Genomic DNA, 14,769 nt, shown 5'->3' with positions numbered 1-14,769 from the left:
CTGCACCTGGCTGTCGTGGGCGTCACTCGTCGACCGGAGTAGCCCCAGCTGGATCCGAGGATGCCGTCGGAGCGACGGCAACCGAGCGTCTGATCGGAGGTAGATCGCGAATGGCCGATCCGGAACGCGATGAGCAGCCGGCCGAGACAGACTACGACGACGGCGTCTCGACGCTCGCGAAACAGGGCAGTATCACGTTCGCGGGGAACGTGGTAAACGGTGCGCTCGGCTTCGCGGTCGTCATGCTGATCACGCGGTTCGTGAGTCCCTCTGTCTACGGGCTGTGGACGCTCGCAACCTCGGTGATTCTGTTCATGCAGGTCTTTGCCTCGCTCGGACTGCCGATGGCGATCGATTACTTCGTCCCGCAGTATCTGGATCGTGAGGAACACGGGAAGGCGAAGGGAGTGATCGTCCAGGTCACTGCGGCGGTGCTGGTGACCTCCTCGATCGTCGCGCTCGCGTTGGCGGTCAGTGCGCCGGTCATCAGCGAGTTCTTCCGGGAGCCGTCGATGCAGATCGCGCTCCTGTTTCTCTCCGTGACGCTTCCAATGCTCGCGATCTATAACGTCTTGCTCAAATCCTTCTACAGCATCAAGAAGCTCCAGTACCGGGTCGTGATGCGGGATCTGGTGCGACCGATCGTCCGGTTTCTCGTCACTGCGGCGTTCTTGCTCGCCGGTTTCGGGCTGCTCGGACTAATCGCCGGCTACGTCGTCGGCCTCTTCGTCGCGATCACGGTCGGTGCGATCGTCTTCACCTACAAGGCCTGGGACGTCGTCTCGGCGACCCTCGAGTACGTCGCGCCGACGCCGCTCGTAACCTACGCCGTCCCGCTGGCGATGACCAGCGTCGTCTTCGTCCTGATGGGCCACGTCGATTACTTCGTGCTCGGCTTCTTCCTCAACGCCGAGGACGTCGGCATCTACCGGGTCGGCTACATGCTCGGCTCCGGGCTGATGATCATCTTCAACTCGCTCGCGCCGGTGTTCAAACCCCTGATCGCCGAAACGCGAGACGATCCCGAGCTCGTGACCGATCGCTTCCGGGTTTCTGCCCGCTGGATCGCCGGCATCACGCTACCGATCGCGATCACGCTCGCGCTGGGTGCCAGCTCCTATCTCGCGGTTCTCTACACACCGCAGTACAGCGAGGCGAGTACGGTGGTCGCGCTGCTCGCTGCAGCGTTCCTCTTCAACGTGACCGTCGGCGGCCCCGACGGGACGCTGTTACAGGGGCTTGGCTACTCGCGGCTCGTCTTCGCGAACACGCTCGTCCTCTTTGGCTCTAACCTGCTCGTCTCGTTCGCCCTCGTCCCCGTCCTCGGAATGGAAGGCGCTGCCATCGGCTCGGCGACGGCGCTGTTCCTCGTCGGCTGTCTCACGCTCGCCGAACTCTACCACCTCGACGGGATCCATCCGTTTACCCGCGACTTCGCGAAGATCGGACTTGCGGGTATCCCGGCGGCAATCGCGGGCGCACCGATCGTCGTCTTCGTCACGTCCGATTACGTCGTCGTCCTCGCGCTCCCGATCGTCGTCGTCGCCGTCTACGCCGCCACCTTGGTCACCACGGACGCTTTCACCGAAAACGACGCCCGGATCGCTGCGGAGTTCAGCCCGACACTTCGCAGGTTCCTCGACTCGCGCCAGACCGAGCGATAAGTACTTACTCCTCAGCGGGGCCGGGATCGCCGTTCTGTTCTGTCTCGGTTCCGACGACGGCCTCCCGCCAGGTCCCCAGCCGGAACCAGACGACGGCGACGACGAACGAGGCCGCCATTCCGAACGCGTAGGCCCACCAGATCCCCGCGACGCCGAGATCGATGCCGGGGAGCGTCGGGACCTCGACGCTCGGGAGTCCCAGCCAAGCCAGCGGGATCGTCACCGAGGTAAACGCGAGCGCAAGCGCCACGGGGACCCGGAAGATCCACCGGGAGAGAAAAGACAGCACCATCGCCTCTCGCGTGTTGCCCGCCCCGCGGAACGCACCCTGCAGGACCATCACGCCCGCAAAGAGCGCCCAGAACGGGGCGATGATCCGCAAGAAGACGACGCCCTCGGCGATCACGTCTGGATCGTCGACGAAGATCGCTATCGCTTGGGCCGGAAAGACGAGTAGGACGGCCGCAACCGCCGCGATGATTAGCATCGTCGCCGCGGTGGCTACCCTGGCAACCGAAGCCGCGCGATCGGGTGTCCGGGCACCCAGGTTCTGCCCGACGCCGGTCGCCGTCGCGTCGCCGATCGCTCCGGAGACGGCCCAGGTGACGGACATGTACCGGACGCCGATTCCGTAGGCCGCCGTCGGAGCTGCCCCGAAGCGGGCGACGAAGCCAGCCATCACGACCGAGGCGAAACTGCGCGCCCAGCCGTCGATCGTCGCTGGGTAGCCAATGTCGACCAGCCGCCGCTGGACGGTGAGGTTCGGAACGAGATCACCGAGTCGGAGTCGCACGCCGAACCGGCCGTCGAGCAGGATGTAGATCCCCGCGACGGCGGCGATTCCGCGGGCGATGAACGTCGCGACCGCGGCACCCCGCGTCCCCATCTCGGGGAACGGCCCCCAGCCCAGAATGAAGAAGGGATCCAAGACGACGTTGATGCCCGCCGAGATGAGTACGAGCCACATTGCCGTCTTCGTGTCGCCGGCACCCTGCAGGGACGAGCGAAACGCGAAGAAGAGAAACGTCAACGGAAGTGCAAGGAAGATCACCTCGATATACGCGAGGGCCTCGACGAACACCTGGTCCTGTGCGCCGATCAGGGAGAGCAGCGGCCGCCGGAACGCGAGCCCGACTGCCGCGAGGACGGTCGAGGCCGCGACCGCGAGCAGGATCGTCTGGCCGACGACTCTGTCGGCCATGCGGTCGTCGCCGGCGCCGACGTGTTGGGAGACGAGCGCGATCGTCGCCGCGGTCAGTCCCATCGCCGTCGAGACGAACAGCCACGACAGTGGAAACATGAGCGAGACGGCGGCGACCGCATCGCTGCCAACGCGGCCAACCCAGAACATGTCCGCCAGATTGTAGAATGTCTGCAACAGGTTACCGAGGACCAGAGGCCAGGCCAGGTGGAGCAGCTTCGGTGGGATCGGTCCCGTCGTCGTATCGACGCCCTTGCGCTCCGTCTCTGCCACTGTGAACTCTATTCCCTCTCGGACTGGGAGGGCAAAAAGGACTCACCTCCCGTTCGGGGTTGCCGTTTCCGCGGGGCGGATTGCCGGCGCTGGTCAGTGAGCCAGCGAGGGCGCACGGACACGCACGTATCGCACGCACACCCGCGTAGTCGTGCGATTTCCCGACGAAAGGGTTATCCGAGTCTCGGTCGTAGCGAGCCACGATGCCGAAGACGCGCCTCCCGGGAGGTGATCGCCGGTGGAGCTGATCATCACCGAGAAAGACAACGCCGCACGGCGGATCGCCGACATCTTGAGCGGCGGCTCGATGGACGCCAGCCGCGAGAACGGGGTGAACGTCTATGAGTGGGGTGGCACGCGCTGTGTCGGGCTGTCTGGCCACGTCGTGGGCGTCGACTTCCCCGCGGAGTACTCCGATTGGCGCAACGTCGAGCCGGTCGAGCTGATCGACGCCGACGTCGAGAAGACGCCGACGAAAGAGAACATCGTCGCCACGCTGCGAATCCTCTCTCGGAAGGCCGAGCTAGTGACGATCGCGACCGACTACGACCGCGAGGGCGAGCTCATCGGCAAGGAGGCCTACGAGATCGTCCGCGACGTCAACGAGGAGGTGCCGATCCACCGGGTGCGGTTCTCCTCGATCACCGAAAACGAGGTCCAGTCGGCGTTCGACGAGCCCGACGAGTTAGACTTCGATCTCGCGGCCGCAGGCGAGGCCCGCCAGATCATCGACCTCATCTGGGGTGCCTCACTCACCCGATTCCTCTCCTTATCCTCGGGCCAGCTCGGCAACGACTTCATCTCCGTCGGCCGGGTGCAGTCGCCGACGCTGAAGCTGATCGTCGATCGCGAGCGCGAGATCGAAGCGTTCGACCCCGAGACCTACTGGGAGCTGATTGCCGATCTCACGAAAAGTGGGACAGACGAGGGGGGTACCTCCTTCGAGGCGCAGTACTTCTACCGCGACGAAGACGACAACGAAGCCGAGCGCGTCTGGAAGGAGGCTGCCGCCGACGCGGCCTACGAGACGCTCTCGGCTGCGGAGACGGCGACTGTCGTCGACGTCAACCGCCGAACCAGAACCGACTCGCCCCCGACGCCGTTTAACACCACGCAGTTCATCCGCGCGGCGAGCTCGCTTGGCTACTCGGCCCAGCGCGCGATGTCGATCGCCGAGGACCTCTACACGGCAGGCTACATCACCTACCCGCGAACGGACAACACGGTCTATCCGGACGATCTCGAGCCTGACGAACTGCTCGACTCGTTCGTCAGCCATCCGGTCCTCGGCGAGTCGGCCGAATCGCTGCTCGAGGCCGAGGAGGAACTCGTCCCCACGGAGGGCGACGAGGAGACGACGGACCACCCACCAATTCACCCGACCGGCGAGATCCCTGCCCGTGGTGGCGACGTCGACGACGACGAGTGGGAGATCTACGAACTCGTCGTCAGGCGGTTTTACGCCACGGTCGCCGAGGCAGCGGTCTGGGAGCACTTGAAGGTCGTCGCCGAGGCCGATGGCGAGCGCCTGAAGGCAAACGGCAAGCGCCTCGTCGAAGCGGGCTACCACGACGTCTACCCGTACTTCTCTACCAGCGAGAACTACGTCCCCGACGTCTCCGAGGGGGAGGCCCTCGCCATCGGCGAGGTCGATCTCGAAGAGAAAGAGACCCAGCCGCCCCGGCGGTACGGCCAGTCGCGGCTGATCGAGACGATGGAGGATCAGGGACTTGGCACGAAGTCGACGAGACACAACACCTTAGAGAAGCTCTACGACCGGGGCTACATTGAGAGCGATCCGCCGCGGCCGACCCGGCTCGCGATGGCTGTCGTCGACGCCGCCGAGAGCTACGCCGACCGCGTCGTCTCAGAGGAGATGACCGCCCAACTCGAGGCGGACATGGATGCCATCGCCTCGGGTGAGGCGACCTTGGACGACGTCACCGACGACTCCCGCGAGATGCTCGAGGAAATCTTCGCGAACCTGGCCGACTCGCGCGACGAGATCGGCGATCACCTCCGAAAGTCCCTCAAGGACGACAAACGCCTCGGCCCCTGCCCTGATTGTGGCGAGGATCTGCTCGTGCGCCGAAGTCGTCACGGCTCGTACTTTGTCGGCTGCGACGGCTACCCCGATTGTGAGTACACGCTCCCGCTGCCCTCGACGGGGAAACCGCTCATTCAGGACGCCGAGTGTGACGACCACGGGTTGAACGAGGTAAAGATGCTCGCGGGCCGCCAGACGTTCGTCCACGGCTGCCCGCTCTGTAAGGCCGAAGCTGCCGGCGAGGGGCCGGTGCTCGGACGCTGTCCAGACTGTGGCTCGGAGCACGACGGCGAACTCGCCATCAAGACCCTCCAGAGCGGCTCCCGACTCGTCGGCTGTACGCGGTATCCCGACTGCGAGTACTCGCTTCCCTTACCCCGACGCGGCGAGATTGAGGTCACCGACGAGCACTGTGACGAACACGACCTCCCCGAACTCGTGATTCACAGCGGCGACGAGCCATGGGAACTCGGCTGTCCGATCTGTAACTACCGGGAGTTCCAGGCCCGCGAGAGCGACTCGGGATCGGATCTCGAATCGATCGAGGGGATCGGCGAAAAGACCGTCGAGAAGCTCCTCGCCGCTGGCATTGAGAGCATCGACGACCTGACGGGCGCCGATCCGGAGGGTGTCGCCGACACAGTCGACGGCGTCAGCGCCGACCGCGTCCGAACCTGGCAGGCGAAGGCCTAAAAACCGAGAGAGAAGCGCCTACGCGGGAGCGTCCCGCGCCTCTTCGTCGTCGATCGGATCGGTTCGGTCGACGTACTCTGCCGCCACGACGAACGCGACGGCCCACACGATGACCGCGAGCGCCGCGATCGCGCTCAGGCTCGAGCCCTGTTCTGAACCCGGGAACGCGAGCGAGCCGGCCGCGAAGAGGACGGCGAGGGCCCCGGCGCCGTAGACGAGCGCGCGCCAGCCGGTCGGCCGGAAGGCGGCAAGAAGGGCGAACAGCCCGATCGAAGCCAGCGCGAACAGCATGAACTCGTAGTGACCGAAGACGACGTGCTCGTTCGCGAGCGTCGTGTGACTCATGTACTCGCCGGCGGCGAGGACCGCGAAGCCGGCCGCCCCGACCCCGCCGAGCGCGAGCAGTCGCGAATCGAGCCGCGCGAGCCGCGGCACGAGGTGTCTCCGCGCCGGGTGAATCAGCGCGATGAGGTACACCGGGATCGCGAACACCAGAATCTCGGTGGCCGCCGCCAGACCGGACGCGACGGCCGTGAGGAGGAGCGCCGCGGTCACGAACGCGATCGCGGCCTGGAGCGCGCCGACGCGGCGCTCCGGGCGGTAGAGCTGGACGGCGATCGTCGCCATGAACACCAGCAGCGTCCCGCCGATCATCACGTGATGGACGCGATGATCTGGGAACGCGTACCCGGGGAGCCAGGCCGTGCCGACCATCGCTATCGTCTCGCGTAACGCAAAGACGAGGAACGCGAGGAAGGCGACCGTGAGGAGGTAAAACACCGGTCGTCGGACGCGGACTGCGCCGTGTCCGGCGGACTCCGTTATCCGGTGGCCGACCGTTCTCGCAGATCCGAAGCGACTCATTGGCCCACACCGGAGCCATGGCAATTGTACTGGAACTGTGCGTGTGAGGTCATAATAACCGAGAACCCTACGCTTCGCTACTGCATAACCATCACTATTGATTATGTAGGGCGTCTGGAGCGGGCACTTGTTTGCAACAAGCGACGGCCGCCTGGTACCAGAACCTACCGAATCGCCGAGAGCGCCCCTGCACCAGTCACCGATAACGCGGTGATGATGACGGTCCAGAGTGCGAGGCTCGCCGTCATCCAGACGGTCGTCGAGCGCTTTTTCGCACCGAAGCCGAACGCGATCAGGACCGCGAGGTGGACGCCGGTCAGGATGGGTGACCCCATCGCCAGCCCCGGCATTCCGTACCGGTTCCAGACGCGGGCCGCGCGCTCGCGCCGGGCTGAGGACTCGGACTCGCCGCGCCAGCGTCGCAGGGCGTCCGTAACGCGGTCGGCCGCGGCGATGAGCGCGTACACCGTCAGGATGTTGCCGAGGAACGCGACGGTCGCGACGAGCACCGGGTTCAGTCCGTAGAGGACGCCGATGGGGACGACCACGAGAATCTCGAGCCAGGGCGTCGCCGCGCCGAGAAAGACCAGCAGGTACGCGAGCGGTCCGTCCGCCGACTCGAACATGGATTCGATGGAGCCGACGGCGCCGACGAGCGGTTCGAGAGAGGCGGCTCCGAAACTCAAAAGAACGGCCGAAAGCGCGGCTGTACCGGCAAGTAACGAGCAGAGGGCAACGAACGGGAGCGGAACAGTCGCCATCACGGGGTCGAAGGGCGAGAACGAGTAATATGCTTCCGATTGTTGTCAGCAGGCCGCTTGGCCCCCGTTTCGGGGACTGTTCACAGTCTCCGTCCCGCCGAGTCCGTTACTCCTCGTTTCGAGGATTGCTCGGGTGGTAGTCCGTGTCGTACGTACCGGGCTGGCCGTCGACGCGGTCGGGGTTCATCCGCCCTGAAAGGAGCATGAAGTCCACCAGCGTGAGCGCCAGCATGGCCTCGACGACCGGGACGCCACGGGGCGGCAAGACGGGGTCGTGGCGGCCGATGACCTTCTCCTCTTTCAGTTCGCCGGTCTCCCAGTCTGCGGTCTGCTGGGTCTTCGGGATCGACGTCGGCGCGTGGAGGGTGACCTCGCCGTAGATCGGTTCGCCGGACGAAATTCCGCCCTGAATGCCGCCGTGATCGTTCTCGACGGGGACGGGATCTCCGTCCTCGCTGAACTCCCAGTCGTCGTTTCGGTCCTTGCCGGTCCACTCGGCAGCCTCGGTGCCGAGGCCGAACTCGAACGCGGTGGTCGCCGGCACGGCCATCATCGCCTGGCCGAGCCGCGCCGAGAGAGAGTCGAATCGGGGTGCGCCCAGTCCGACGGGGACGCCGCGGGCTTCGAAGTAGATGCTACCGCCGATGGAGTCGCCTTCCTCCTGGTAGTCGGCGATCAGGTCCTGCATCTCCGCTGCCGCGTCGGGGTCGCCACAGCGGACGTCGTTTTCCTCGCTGTGTTCTACCATCTGCTCGAAGCTCACGTCGGGTGCCTCGACGTCGCCGATCTGGTTGACGTGGGCCTTGAGCTCGATGCCCTGCAGCGAGAGGAGTTTCTTTGCGATGGCGCCCGCGGCGACCCAATTGACCGTCTCGCGGGCCGAGGAGCGGCCGCCGCCACCCCAGTTGCGGGTGCCGAACTTCGCCGAGTAGGTAAAGTCGCCGTGGGAGGGCCGGGGCGCCGTGATGAACGGTTCGTACTTGCCCGAGCGGGCGTCTTTGTTCTGGATGACCATCCCGATCGGCGTCCCGGTCGTGTAGCCGTCCTGGACGCCCGATTTGATCGAGACGGCGTCTGGTTCGCCTCGAGAGGTCGTGATCATCGACTGGCCCGGCTTGCGCCGGTCTAAGTCGCCTTGGATGTCGTCTTCGGAGAGTTCGAGACCCGCGGGACAGCCAGAGACCGTACAGCCCATCGCCTCCCCGTGGCTCTCGCCGAACGTGGTCACCTGGAAGAGGCGACCGAAGCGGTTGCCGTTCATTATCGCCCTCTCTGGGACGCGGACACTTAGCCCTGCAGGATTCGCGCGGCGGACTGGGGTACTCCGAACGCGGTCTTTGACCGCCGAGCGGGCGATTCGAGACGAGACATAAAACACCCCGCATGTGCCGAGAGTCCGTAATCCCCAAGTGGGAAACTCCGCTCGGACCCGGACGTGACGCGGATGAATCGCAGACGATATCTGGCGTGTGGTGGAGTAGCTGCGTCATCGGCGCTTGCAGGGTGCATCGACCTGCCCGGCGGCGGTGGCGACCCCTCGTCATTTACCGTCGCCGGCGTGCTCAGTGCGGACACCGAGTCTCACGGCTGGGACGGCGTCGGTTCGTACGCACACAACGAGTTCGTGGACCGAGTGGCCGACCAGACGGACGATCTCGATCCCTCCTACGCGGGCGACGAGCAGATCTGTGGCGAGGAGGAGTGTCCGGAGAGCATCGTCGAGGACGTCGTCGAGGTCGGCGGCGCGTCGATCGGGAACACGAGCGGGCAGTGGCCCTCACAGGATGTCTTCCTGCTGCCGTATACCTTCCCGACGCCGGCCGCGGCCGCCCACACGATCACCCACGAGGAGACGTGGGAGCGCTACTGGACGCCCTTCGCCGAGGAGTACGGCGTCGTCCCCTTCTGGCTGGGAACGCCGTTCCTGCGGCAACTGTACATCGGTGAAGACCACTACGACCCTGACGACCCCGTCCGGACGCCGTCGGACGTCGAGGGCCTCACCGTCAGGCGAACGGAGAGTCAGACCGCCTCGATCGCGTTCGAGGAGTGGGGCGCCAACCCACAGCAGCTGGCCTGGGGCGACACCGTCGAGGGGCTGCGAACCGGCGTCGTCGACGCGACCGAGACCTGGGGCGGCGCCGCCGGCTCGTTCGGGATGACCGAGAGCCTCGGCGAAGTCGTCGTCACCGACTGGACGATCGGCTACCAGGGCTGGTGGGCGAGCGTCGACTGGCTTCAGGACCTCCCGGACGAACAGCGCGAGGCGCTCGCCGAAGTCTGTCGGGAGCTCACCGAGGATTCGGTTCACATCCAGCGCGAGGTACTGGAAGACCGCATCGGCCAGACCTCCTCCCCCGACGACGGGACGGCCTACGCCGAGGACGACGTCGCCGTGACCATGCTCGACGACGATGAGTTGGACGAGTGGCGTGACTCCGTCAATCCACAGGAGAATCCGGAGCTCTACGATCAGATCTTCGACTACGTCGACGACCTCGGCATCGACGGCCAGGAGTTCCACGACTATCTCTGGGAGCAGGCCCGCGCCGACGAAACGCCCAGTGACGTCGAAGACGTCTCCGTCGACACCTGGTGGGACGACTACATCGACGAGCTGTAATCGACGTACGGCCCCCTCTGATATCAACAACTCGAACGACATACTACACCGTTTTCGCACCCACAGTACCAGACGACCACTCACACACCAGACGACTACCCCTACGTTATCCACTCGCACACATGGACGCTCGCACGCTGGAGGTCGGTGACTCCGAAATCGACCTCAGACGACGGATCCGGGACGTCTTTACGTACCTGGAAGGTATCGTCGCGATCTGTATTCTGGCGGTCTACACCGCGATCATTACAATCGACATCGTCCAGCGGGAGCTCTGGGGCGGCGCGTTCACCTGGAGCTTCGAGATCGTCCTCGGACTGTTCGCGTGGATGACCTGGCTCAGCGCGGCCTTCGCCGTCCGGCACCGATCGCACCTCCGATTTACACTCGTCCGGAAGGCGATATCGAACCGGGCGAACTACGCCGTCTACTGGCTCGAGTACGTCCTCTGGATCGCCATCATGGGGATCGTGCTCCGGTACTCAGTGCCGATCTTCCTCGATCGGTGGGAGACCGGCCGGCTGGTCGTCGGTACCGGTGTCGTCCCCTCGGCGCTGCTGTATCTCTCCGTCCCCGTCGGAATGGCGCTGGTGATGGTCAGAGCGACCGAACAGATCGCCCAGGTAACCCGTGAGTACCGTCGGGGCGAGGATATCACGCCCGATCCCTCGATCGGGACGGAGGGTGACGAATGATCGAACTCGGACTCGGCGCCCTGCTGGGGCTGCTGACGCTGCTCGCGTTCGTGCTGTTCGTCCTCGGTGTGCCCATCCTGCTGGTCTTTGGCGTCTGGGTCGTCGGCTTCCACCTCATGGTGCCGGCGTTTCCGATGACCAATATGGCGATCGAGGCCCAAGCGGAACTGGAGAACTTCGCGTACGTCGCGATTCCGCTGTTCATCCTCGTCGGCGACCTCATCCACGAGGGCGACATCGCCGAGGACCTCATCGGTTTCTCCCGGGAGACGATCGGCTGGCTTCCGGGCAGCACCGGGAACACGGCGCTGTCGGTGTCGGCGATCTTCTCGGCGATCACTGGTTCGAACACAGCCACGACGGCCGCGGTCGGGAAGGCGCTTCACCCGCCGATGGCCGAGGAGGGGTACGACGAAACCTACGCGGCCGCGACCGTCGCCGCGGGCGGGACCGTCGGTGCGATCATCCCGCCGAGCATCCTGTTGATCATCTACGGCGTCCTCTTCGACGTCTCGATCCAGGCGCTGTTCCTGGCCGGCGTGATCCCCGGGCTCGCGATGGTCGCGGGGATGATCGCCGTCAACTCCTATCTCTCCTCACGCACCGAGTACGGCGTCTCGAGCTACGACTTTGACTTTAGCCCCTCGGGGATCGTCCGCTCGGGCTGGCAGGCCAAACTCGGGCTGGGAACGATCATCATCCTGCTGGGCGGGATCTTCGCGGGGTACTTTACGCCCTCGGAGGCCTCCGCCGTCGCCGTCGTCTACATCCTGGGGATGGGGATCCTCGCCAGACGAATCGACAGCCTCGACCAGGTCGTGCGGGCCTCGTTCACGTCGCTGTTGCTCGTCGGTGTCATCATGCCGGTGACAGTGTTCGCGGTGCTCGTCCAGCAGAACCTCTCGTATCTCGGCCTCCAAACGATCGTCTCTGACGCGATCTTGAGCATCGGCCCCGACTGGCAAGTGATGCTCGTCATGATGGTCATCATGTTGATAACCGGCTCGCTGCTCTCGTCGGTTCCAAACATCGTCCTCACTGCGCCCTTCCTCACACCTGCCGCGATGGAACTCGGGCTCGATCCGGTCACGTGGGGCGTCCTGTTCATGATGAGCGACGCGATCGGGTTCATCACGCCGCCATACGGGCTAAATCTCTATGTCATCAGTGGTCTCACCGACATCGACTACGTGAAGGTCGCCTACGCGGCGCTCCCACACCTGTTCGTCCTGATTGCGATCTGGGCGGCCTTTTTTGTCTTCCCCGGGCTGAACGTGCTCGCGCCCTGATCACCGCCGAAAACTGGATTCTTCCTGCGAGTCGTCAGTCGCTTCGGGTCACGTCGACGCCGACCCCCTCGAGGACGTCGAAGAAGCCGGGGAAGGAGACGTCGACGTGTTCGGCACCCCGAATCGTCGTCTCGCCATCCGCGACGAGTCCGGCAAGCGCGAGCGCCATTACGATCCGGTGGTCGCCCCGGCCGTCGACTGTCGCACCCGAGAGCGCGGAGTCGCTCCCGTGAACCGTCAGCGAATCGTGCTCCTCGGTCGTCTCGACGCCCAACTTGCCGAGCTCCTCGGCCATCGCGCTCACACGGTCGGTCTCCTTGTACCGGACGTGCTCGGCGTCGACGATGTGCGTGTCGCCGTCGGCGACGGCACCCAGCGTCGCGATCGTCGGCAGCAGGTCCGGCGTGTCCGCGACCGACACCTCGATCCCGGAGAGCGCACCCCGAGAAACATCGATCGCGCCGGCCTCGCGATCCCAGTCGACGTCGGCGCCCATCCGCTCTGCGATCTCGACGATGGCCGTGTCGCCCTGGGCGCTGGGGTGGGCGCCCTCGATGCGCAGTCCCTCGTCGCTCGCGATCGCACCCGCTGCAAGTGGGTAGGATATCGACGAGAAATCCCCGGGGACGGCGTAAGATCCGCCCTCGGGTGCGTAGGTCTGCCCGCCGTCGACGGCGAATCCGGCCTCGGTCTTGCGCACTTCGACGCCGAAGTCGGCGAGCACCTCGATCGTGACGTCGACGTACGGCGCCGACTTCAGTTCGGTCTCGAGGTCGATCTCGATCCCCTCGTCGGTGACCGCGCCCGCCATCAACAGGGCGGTGATGTACTGCGAGGAGACGTCGCCCGGGATCGAGACCTCGCCGCCCGAGATCGGTCCCGTGACGACCAGCGGCGCCTGGCCGTTCCCGCGGGTGCTCGCAGCCTCGCCGCCCAGGGCTGCGATGGCCTCAAGCAGCGGTCCCTGGGGCCGACTTCGGAGGGACTCGTCGCCCGTCAGCACCGTCGTGCCGTCGGCCAGCGCCGCCGCCGCGGTCACGAGCCGCATCGTCGTCCCGCTGTTGTCGCAGTCGATCACGTTCGCCGGGACGTCGGGCCGGCCGCCGAAGCCAGTTACGTCGAGGGTGCCGCCTGCCTCACGGTCGACGCCGCCGCCGAACAGGGAGACAGCGCGGGCAGTCGCCCGGGTGTCGGCGCTCCAGAGGGCGTCACGGACGACGGCCTCGTCGGCGTAGCCGGCCGCGAGGATGGCCCGATGGGTGTAGCTCTTCGACGGCGGTGCGCGTACGGTCCCTCGAACGCGCGAGGGCGAGAGGGTGACGTCGACGCTCATGCTCGCCCTGTGGTCGGGGACCCCTATACCGATACCGGTAGCGGCTCCGGAATCGGTTCTCGAACCGCCTACCGAATTGCGACCCGCGGGATTATGTGGCCGCCGACCCCAGGCAGGGTATGGACGTCGATCTCACCTCTCTCCGGGAGTATCTCGCGGCCGAAGAACTCGACGGCTACCTCATCGACGCCGACGGCTCGGACCCGGACCAGCGGTACGTCTCGGGCTTTACCGCGCCCGACCCCTACCAGACGCTCGTCACCACGGAGGGCGTTCACCTGCTCGTCTCGGGGCTCGAGTACGGCCGCGCGAAAAAGGAGGCCGACGCCGACACCGTCTCGCGGCTGTCAGCGTTCGACTACCGCGACCGCGTCGCCGAATACGGTTCCTATGAGGGGCGCTGCCGGACGATCGCGGCGTTTCTCGCATCCCACGACGTCGAGTCCGTTAGCGTCCCCCGGGACTTTCCGACGGGGACGGCCGACGGCCTGCGCGAGCAGGCCGTCTCGGTGACAGTCGAACCCGGGGGCGTGATCGAGGATGTCCGTGCCCGCAAGACAGAGTGGGAGATCGACCAAATTAGCGCGACTCAGCGGGCAAACGAGACGGCGATGGCCGCCGCTGAGACGCTGCTCGCCGAGGCTGCCGTCGAGGACGGCCTGCTGGTCGATCCCGAGTCGGGCGACCCGCTGACCAGCGAGCGCGTCAAACGCGAGATCGAGGTGACGCTGCTCGAACACGGCTGCGGGTTAGACGACACGATCGTCGCCTGCGGCGCCGACGGTGCGGATCCCCACGACCGCGGGAGTGGTCCGCTCGCGGCCGACGAGTTGATCGTGATCGACATCTTCCCGCGGGACAAGGAGTCGGGCTACTTCGCGGACATGACCCGTACGTTCTGTCGCGGGACGCCCAGCGAGGAGGCGCGCCGACGCTACGACGTGACGCTGACGGCGAGGCAGGCGGCAATCGAGACGATCGAGGCGGGGGTGACGGGCGCGACCGTTCACGATGCTGCCTGTGACGTCATCGAGGAGGCGGGTTACGACTCGCTCCGGAGCAACCCGGAAGCAGAGACGGGATACATCCACAACACCGGCCACGGCGTCGGCCTCGCGATCCACGAACAGCCCTCGCTCTCGCCGACTGGAGGCGAGCTCGAGGCGGGTCACGTGGTCACCGTCGAGCCCGGGATCTACGACCCCGACGTCGGCGGCGTGCGCCTGGAGGACCTCGTCGTCGTCACCGAGGACGGCTGTGAGAATCTGACCGCGTACCGAACGGAAATCGAACCGGAGCCGACGAGTCGATGAGGCGAGGGCCTGC

Annotated in this window: 11 protein-coding genes; 6 read left to right on the top strand and 5 right to left on the bottom strand. The window is 65.8% G+C overall.

Features of this window, described 5'->3' with window-relative positions; genetic code table 11:
• Positions 1-110: 110 nt before the first annotated feature.
• Positions 111-1,664, top strand: a complete 1,554-nt coding sequence (locus OB905_03615; GenBank protein ID MCU4925075.1) for a flippase — start codon at positions 111-113, stop codon at positions 1,662-1,664.
• A gap of 4 nt (positions 1,665-1,668) precedes the next feature.
• Here OB905_03615 and OB905_03610 read toward each other — a convergent pair whose 3' ends face one another.
• Positions 1,669-3,138 carry an MATE family efflux transporter gene (locus OB905_03610; protein MCU4925074.1) on the bottom strand — a complete coding sequence of 490 codons (1,470 nt, stop codon included), beginning with the start codon at positions 3,136-3,138 and terminating at the stop codon, positions 1,669-1,671.
• A gap of 238 nt (positions 3,139-3,376) precedes the next feature.
• Here OB905_03610 and OB905_03605 point away from each other — a divergent pair, with 238 nt between their 5' ends.
• Positions 3,377-5,878 (top strand): DNA topoisomerase I, encoded by a 2,502-nt coding sequence (locus tag OB905_03605; GenBank protein ID MCU4925073.1) that lies wholly within the window; start codon positions 3,377-3,379, stop codon positions 5,876-5,878.
• Positions 5,879-5,896: 18 nt separating this feature from the next.
• Here the strand turns inward: OB905_03605 and OB905_03600 are convergent, their stop codons facing one another.
• The 3 genes from OB905_03600 to aroC all read right to left on the bottom strand — a co-directional run bounded on the left by OB905_03600 (position 5,897) and on the right by aroC (position 8,764).
• A complete protein-coding gene (locus tag OB905_03600; protein MCU4925072.1) occupies positions 5,897-6,742 on the bottom strand; it encodes a hypothetical protein in 846 nt (281 codons plus the stop codon).
• A gap of 164 nt (positions 6,743-6,906) precedes the next feature.
• Entirely contained in the window at positions 6,907-7,503 is a 597-nt protein-coding gene (locus OB905_03595; GenBank protein MCU4925071.1) for a small multi-drug export protein, read from the bottom strand.
• Between the two features lie 106 nt (positions 7,504-7,609).
• Positions 7,610-8,764: a chorismate synthase gene (gene aroC / locus OB905_03590; protein MCU4925070.1), complete on the bottom strand. Its 1,155-nt coding sequence runs from the start codon at positions 8,762-8,764 to the stop codon at positions 7,610-7,612.
• Between the two features lie 183 nt (positions 8,765-8,947).
• On the opposite strand from aroC, the gene dctP reads away from it, so the two are divergent.
• From dctP to OB905_03575, 3 genes are all read left to right on the top strand, one after another.
• Positions 8,948-10,126: a TRAP transporter substrate-binding protein DctP gene (gene dctP, locus OB905_03585; GenBank protein ID MCU4925069.1), complete on the top strand. Its 1,179-nt coding sequence runs from the start codon at positions 8,948-8,950 to the stop codon at positions 10,124-10,126.
• A gap of 122 nt (positions 10,127-10,248) precedes the next feature.
• A complete protein-coding gene (locus OB905_03580; GenBank protein MCU4925068.1) occupies positions 10,249-10,821 on the top strand; it encodes a TRAP transporter small permease subunit in 573 nt (190 codons plus the stop codon).
• Positions 10,818-12,110, top strand: coding sequence for a TRAP transporter large permease (locus OB905_03575; GenBank protein ID MCU4925067.1), 1,293 nt, complete (start codon positions 10,818-10,820; stop codon positions 12,108-12,110). Before OB905_03580 ends, OB905_03575 begins: the two co-directional genes overlap by 4 nt.
• Before the next feature lie 34 nt (positions 12,111-12,144).
• Here the strand turns inward: OB905_03575 and aroA are convergent, their stop codons facing one another.
• Positions 12,145-13,443 carry a 3-phosphoshikimate 1-carboxyvinyltransferase gene (aroA, locus tag OB905_03570; protein ID MCU4925066.1) on the bottom strand — a complete coding sequence of 433 codons (1,299 nt, stop codon included), beginning with the start codon at positions 13,441-13,443 and terminating at the stop codon, positions 12,145-12,147.
• Positions 13,444-13,562: 119 nt separating this feature from the next.
• Between aroA and OB905_03565 the strand changes: the two genes are divergently transcribed.
• Positions 13,563-14,756 carry a Xaa-Pro peptidase family protein gene (locus OB905_03565; protein MCU4925065.1) on the top strand — a complete coding sequence of 398 codons (1,194 nt, stop codon included), beginning with the start codon at positions 13,563-13,565 and terminating at the stop codon, positions 14,754-14,756.
• The last annotated feature ends 13 nt before the right edge of the window (positions 14,757-14,769 follow it).

Source organism: Halobacteria archaeon AArc-dxtr1 (assembly GCA_025517425.1).
GTDB lineage: Archaea > Halobacteriota > Halobacteria > Halobacteriales > Natrialbaceae > Halostagnicola.
This window is presented reverse-complemented; position numbering and strand designations above follow the sequence as displayed.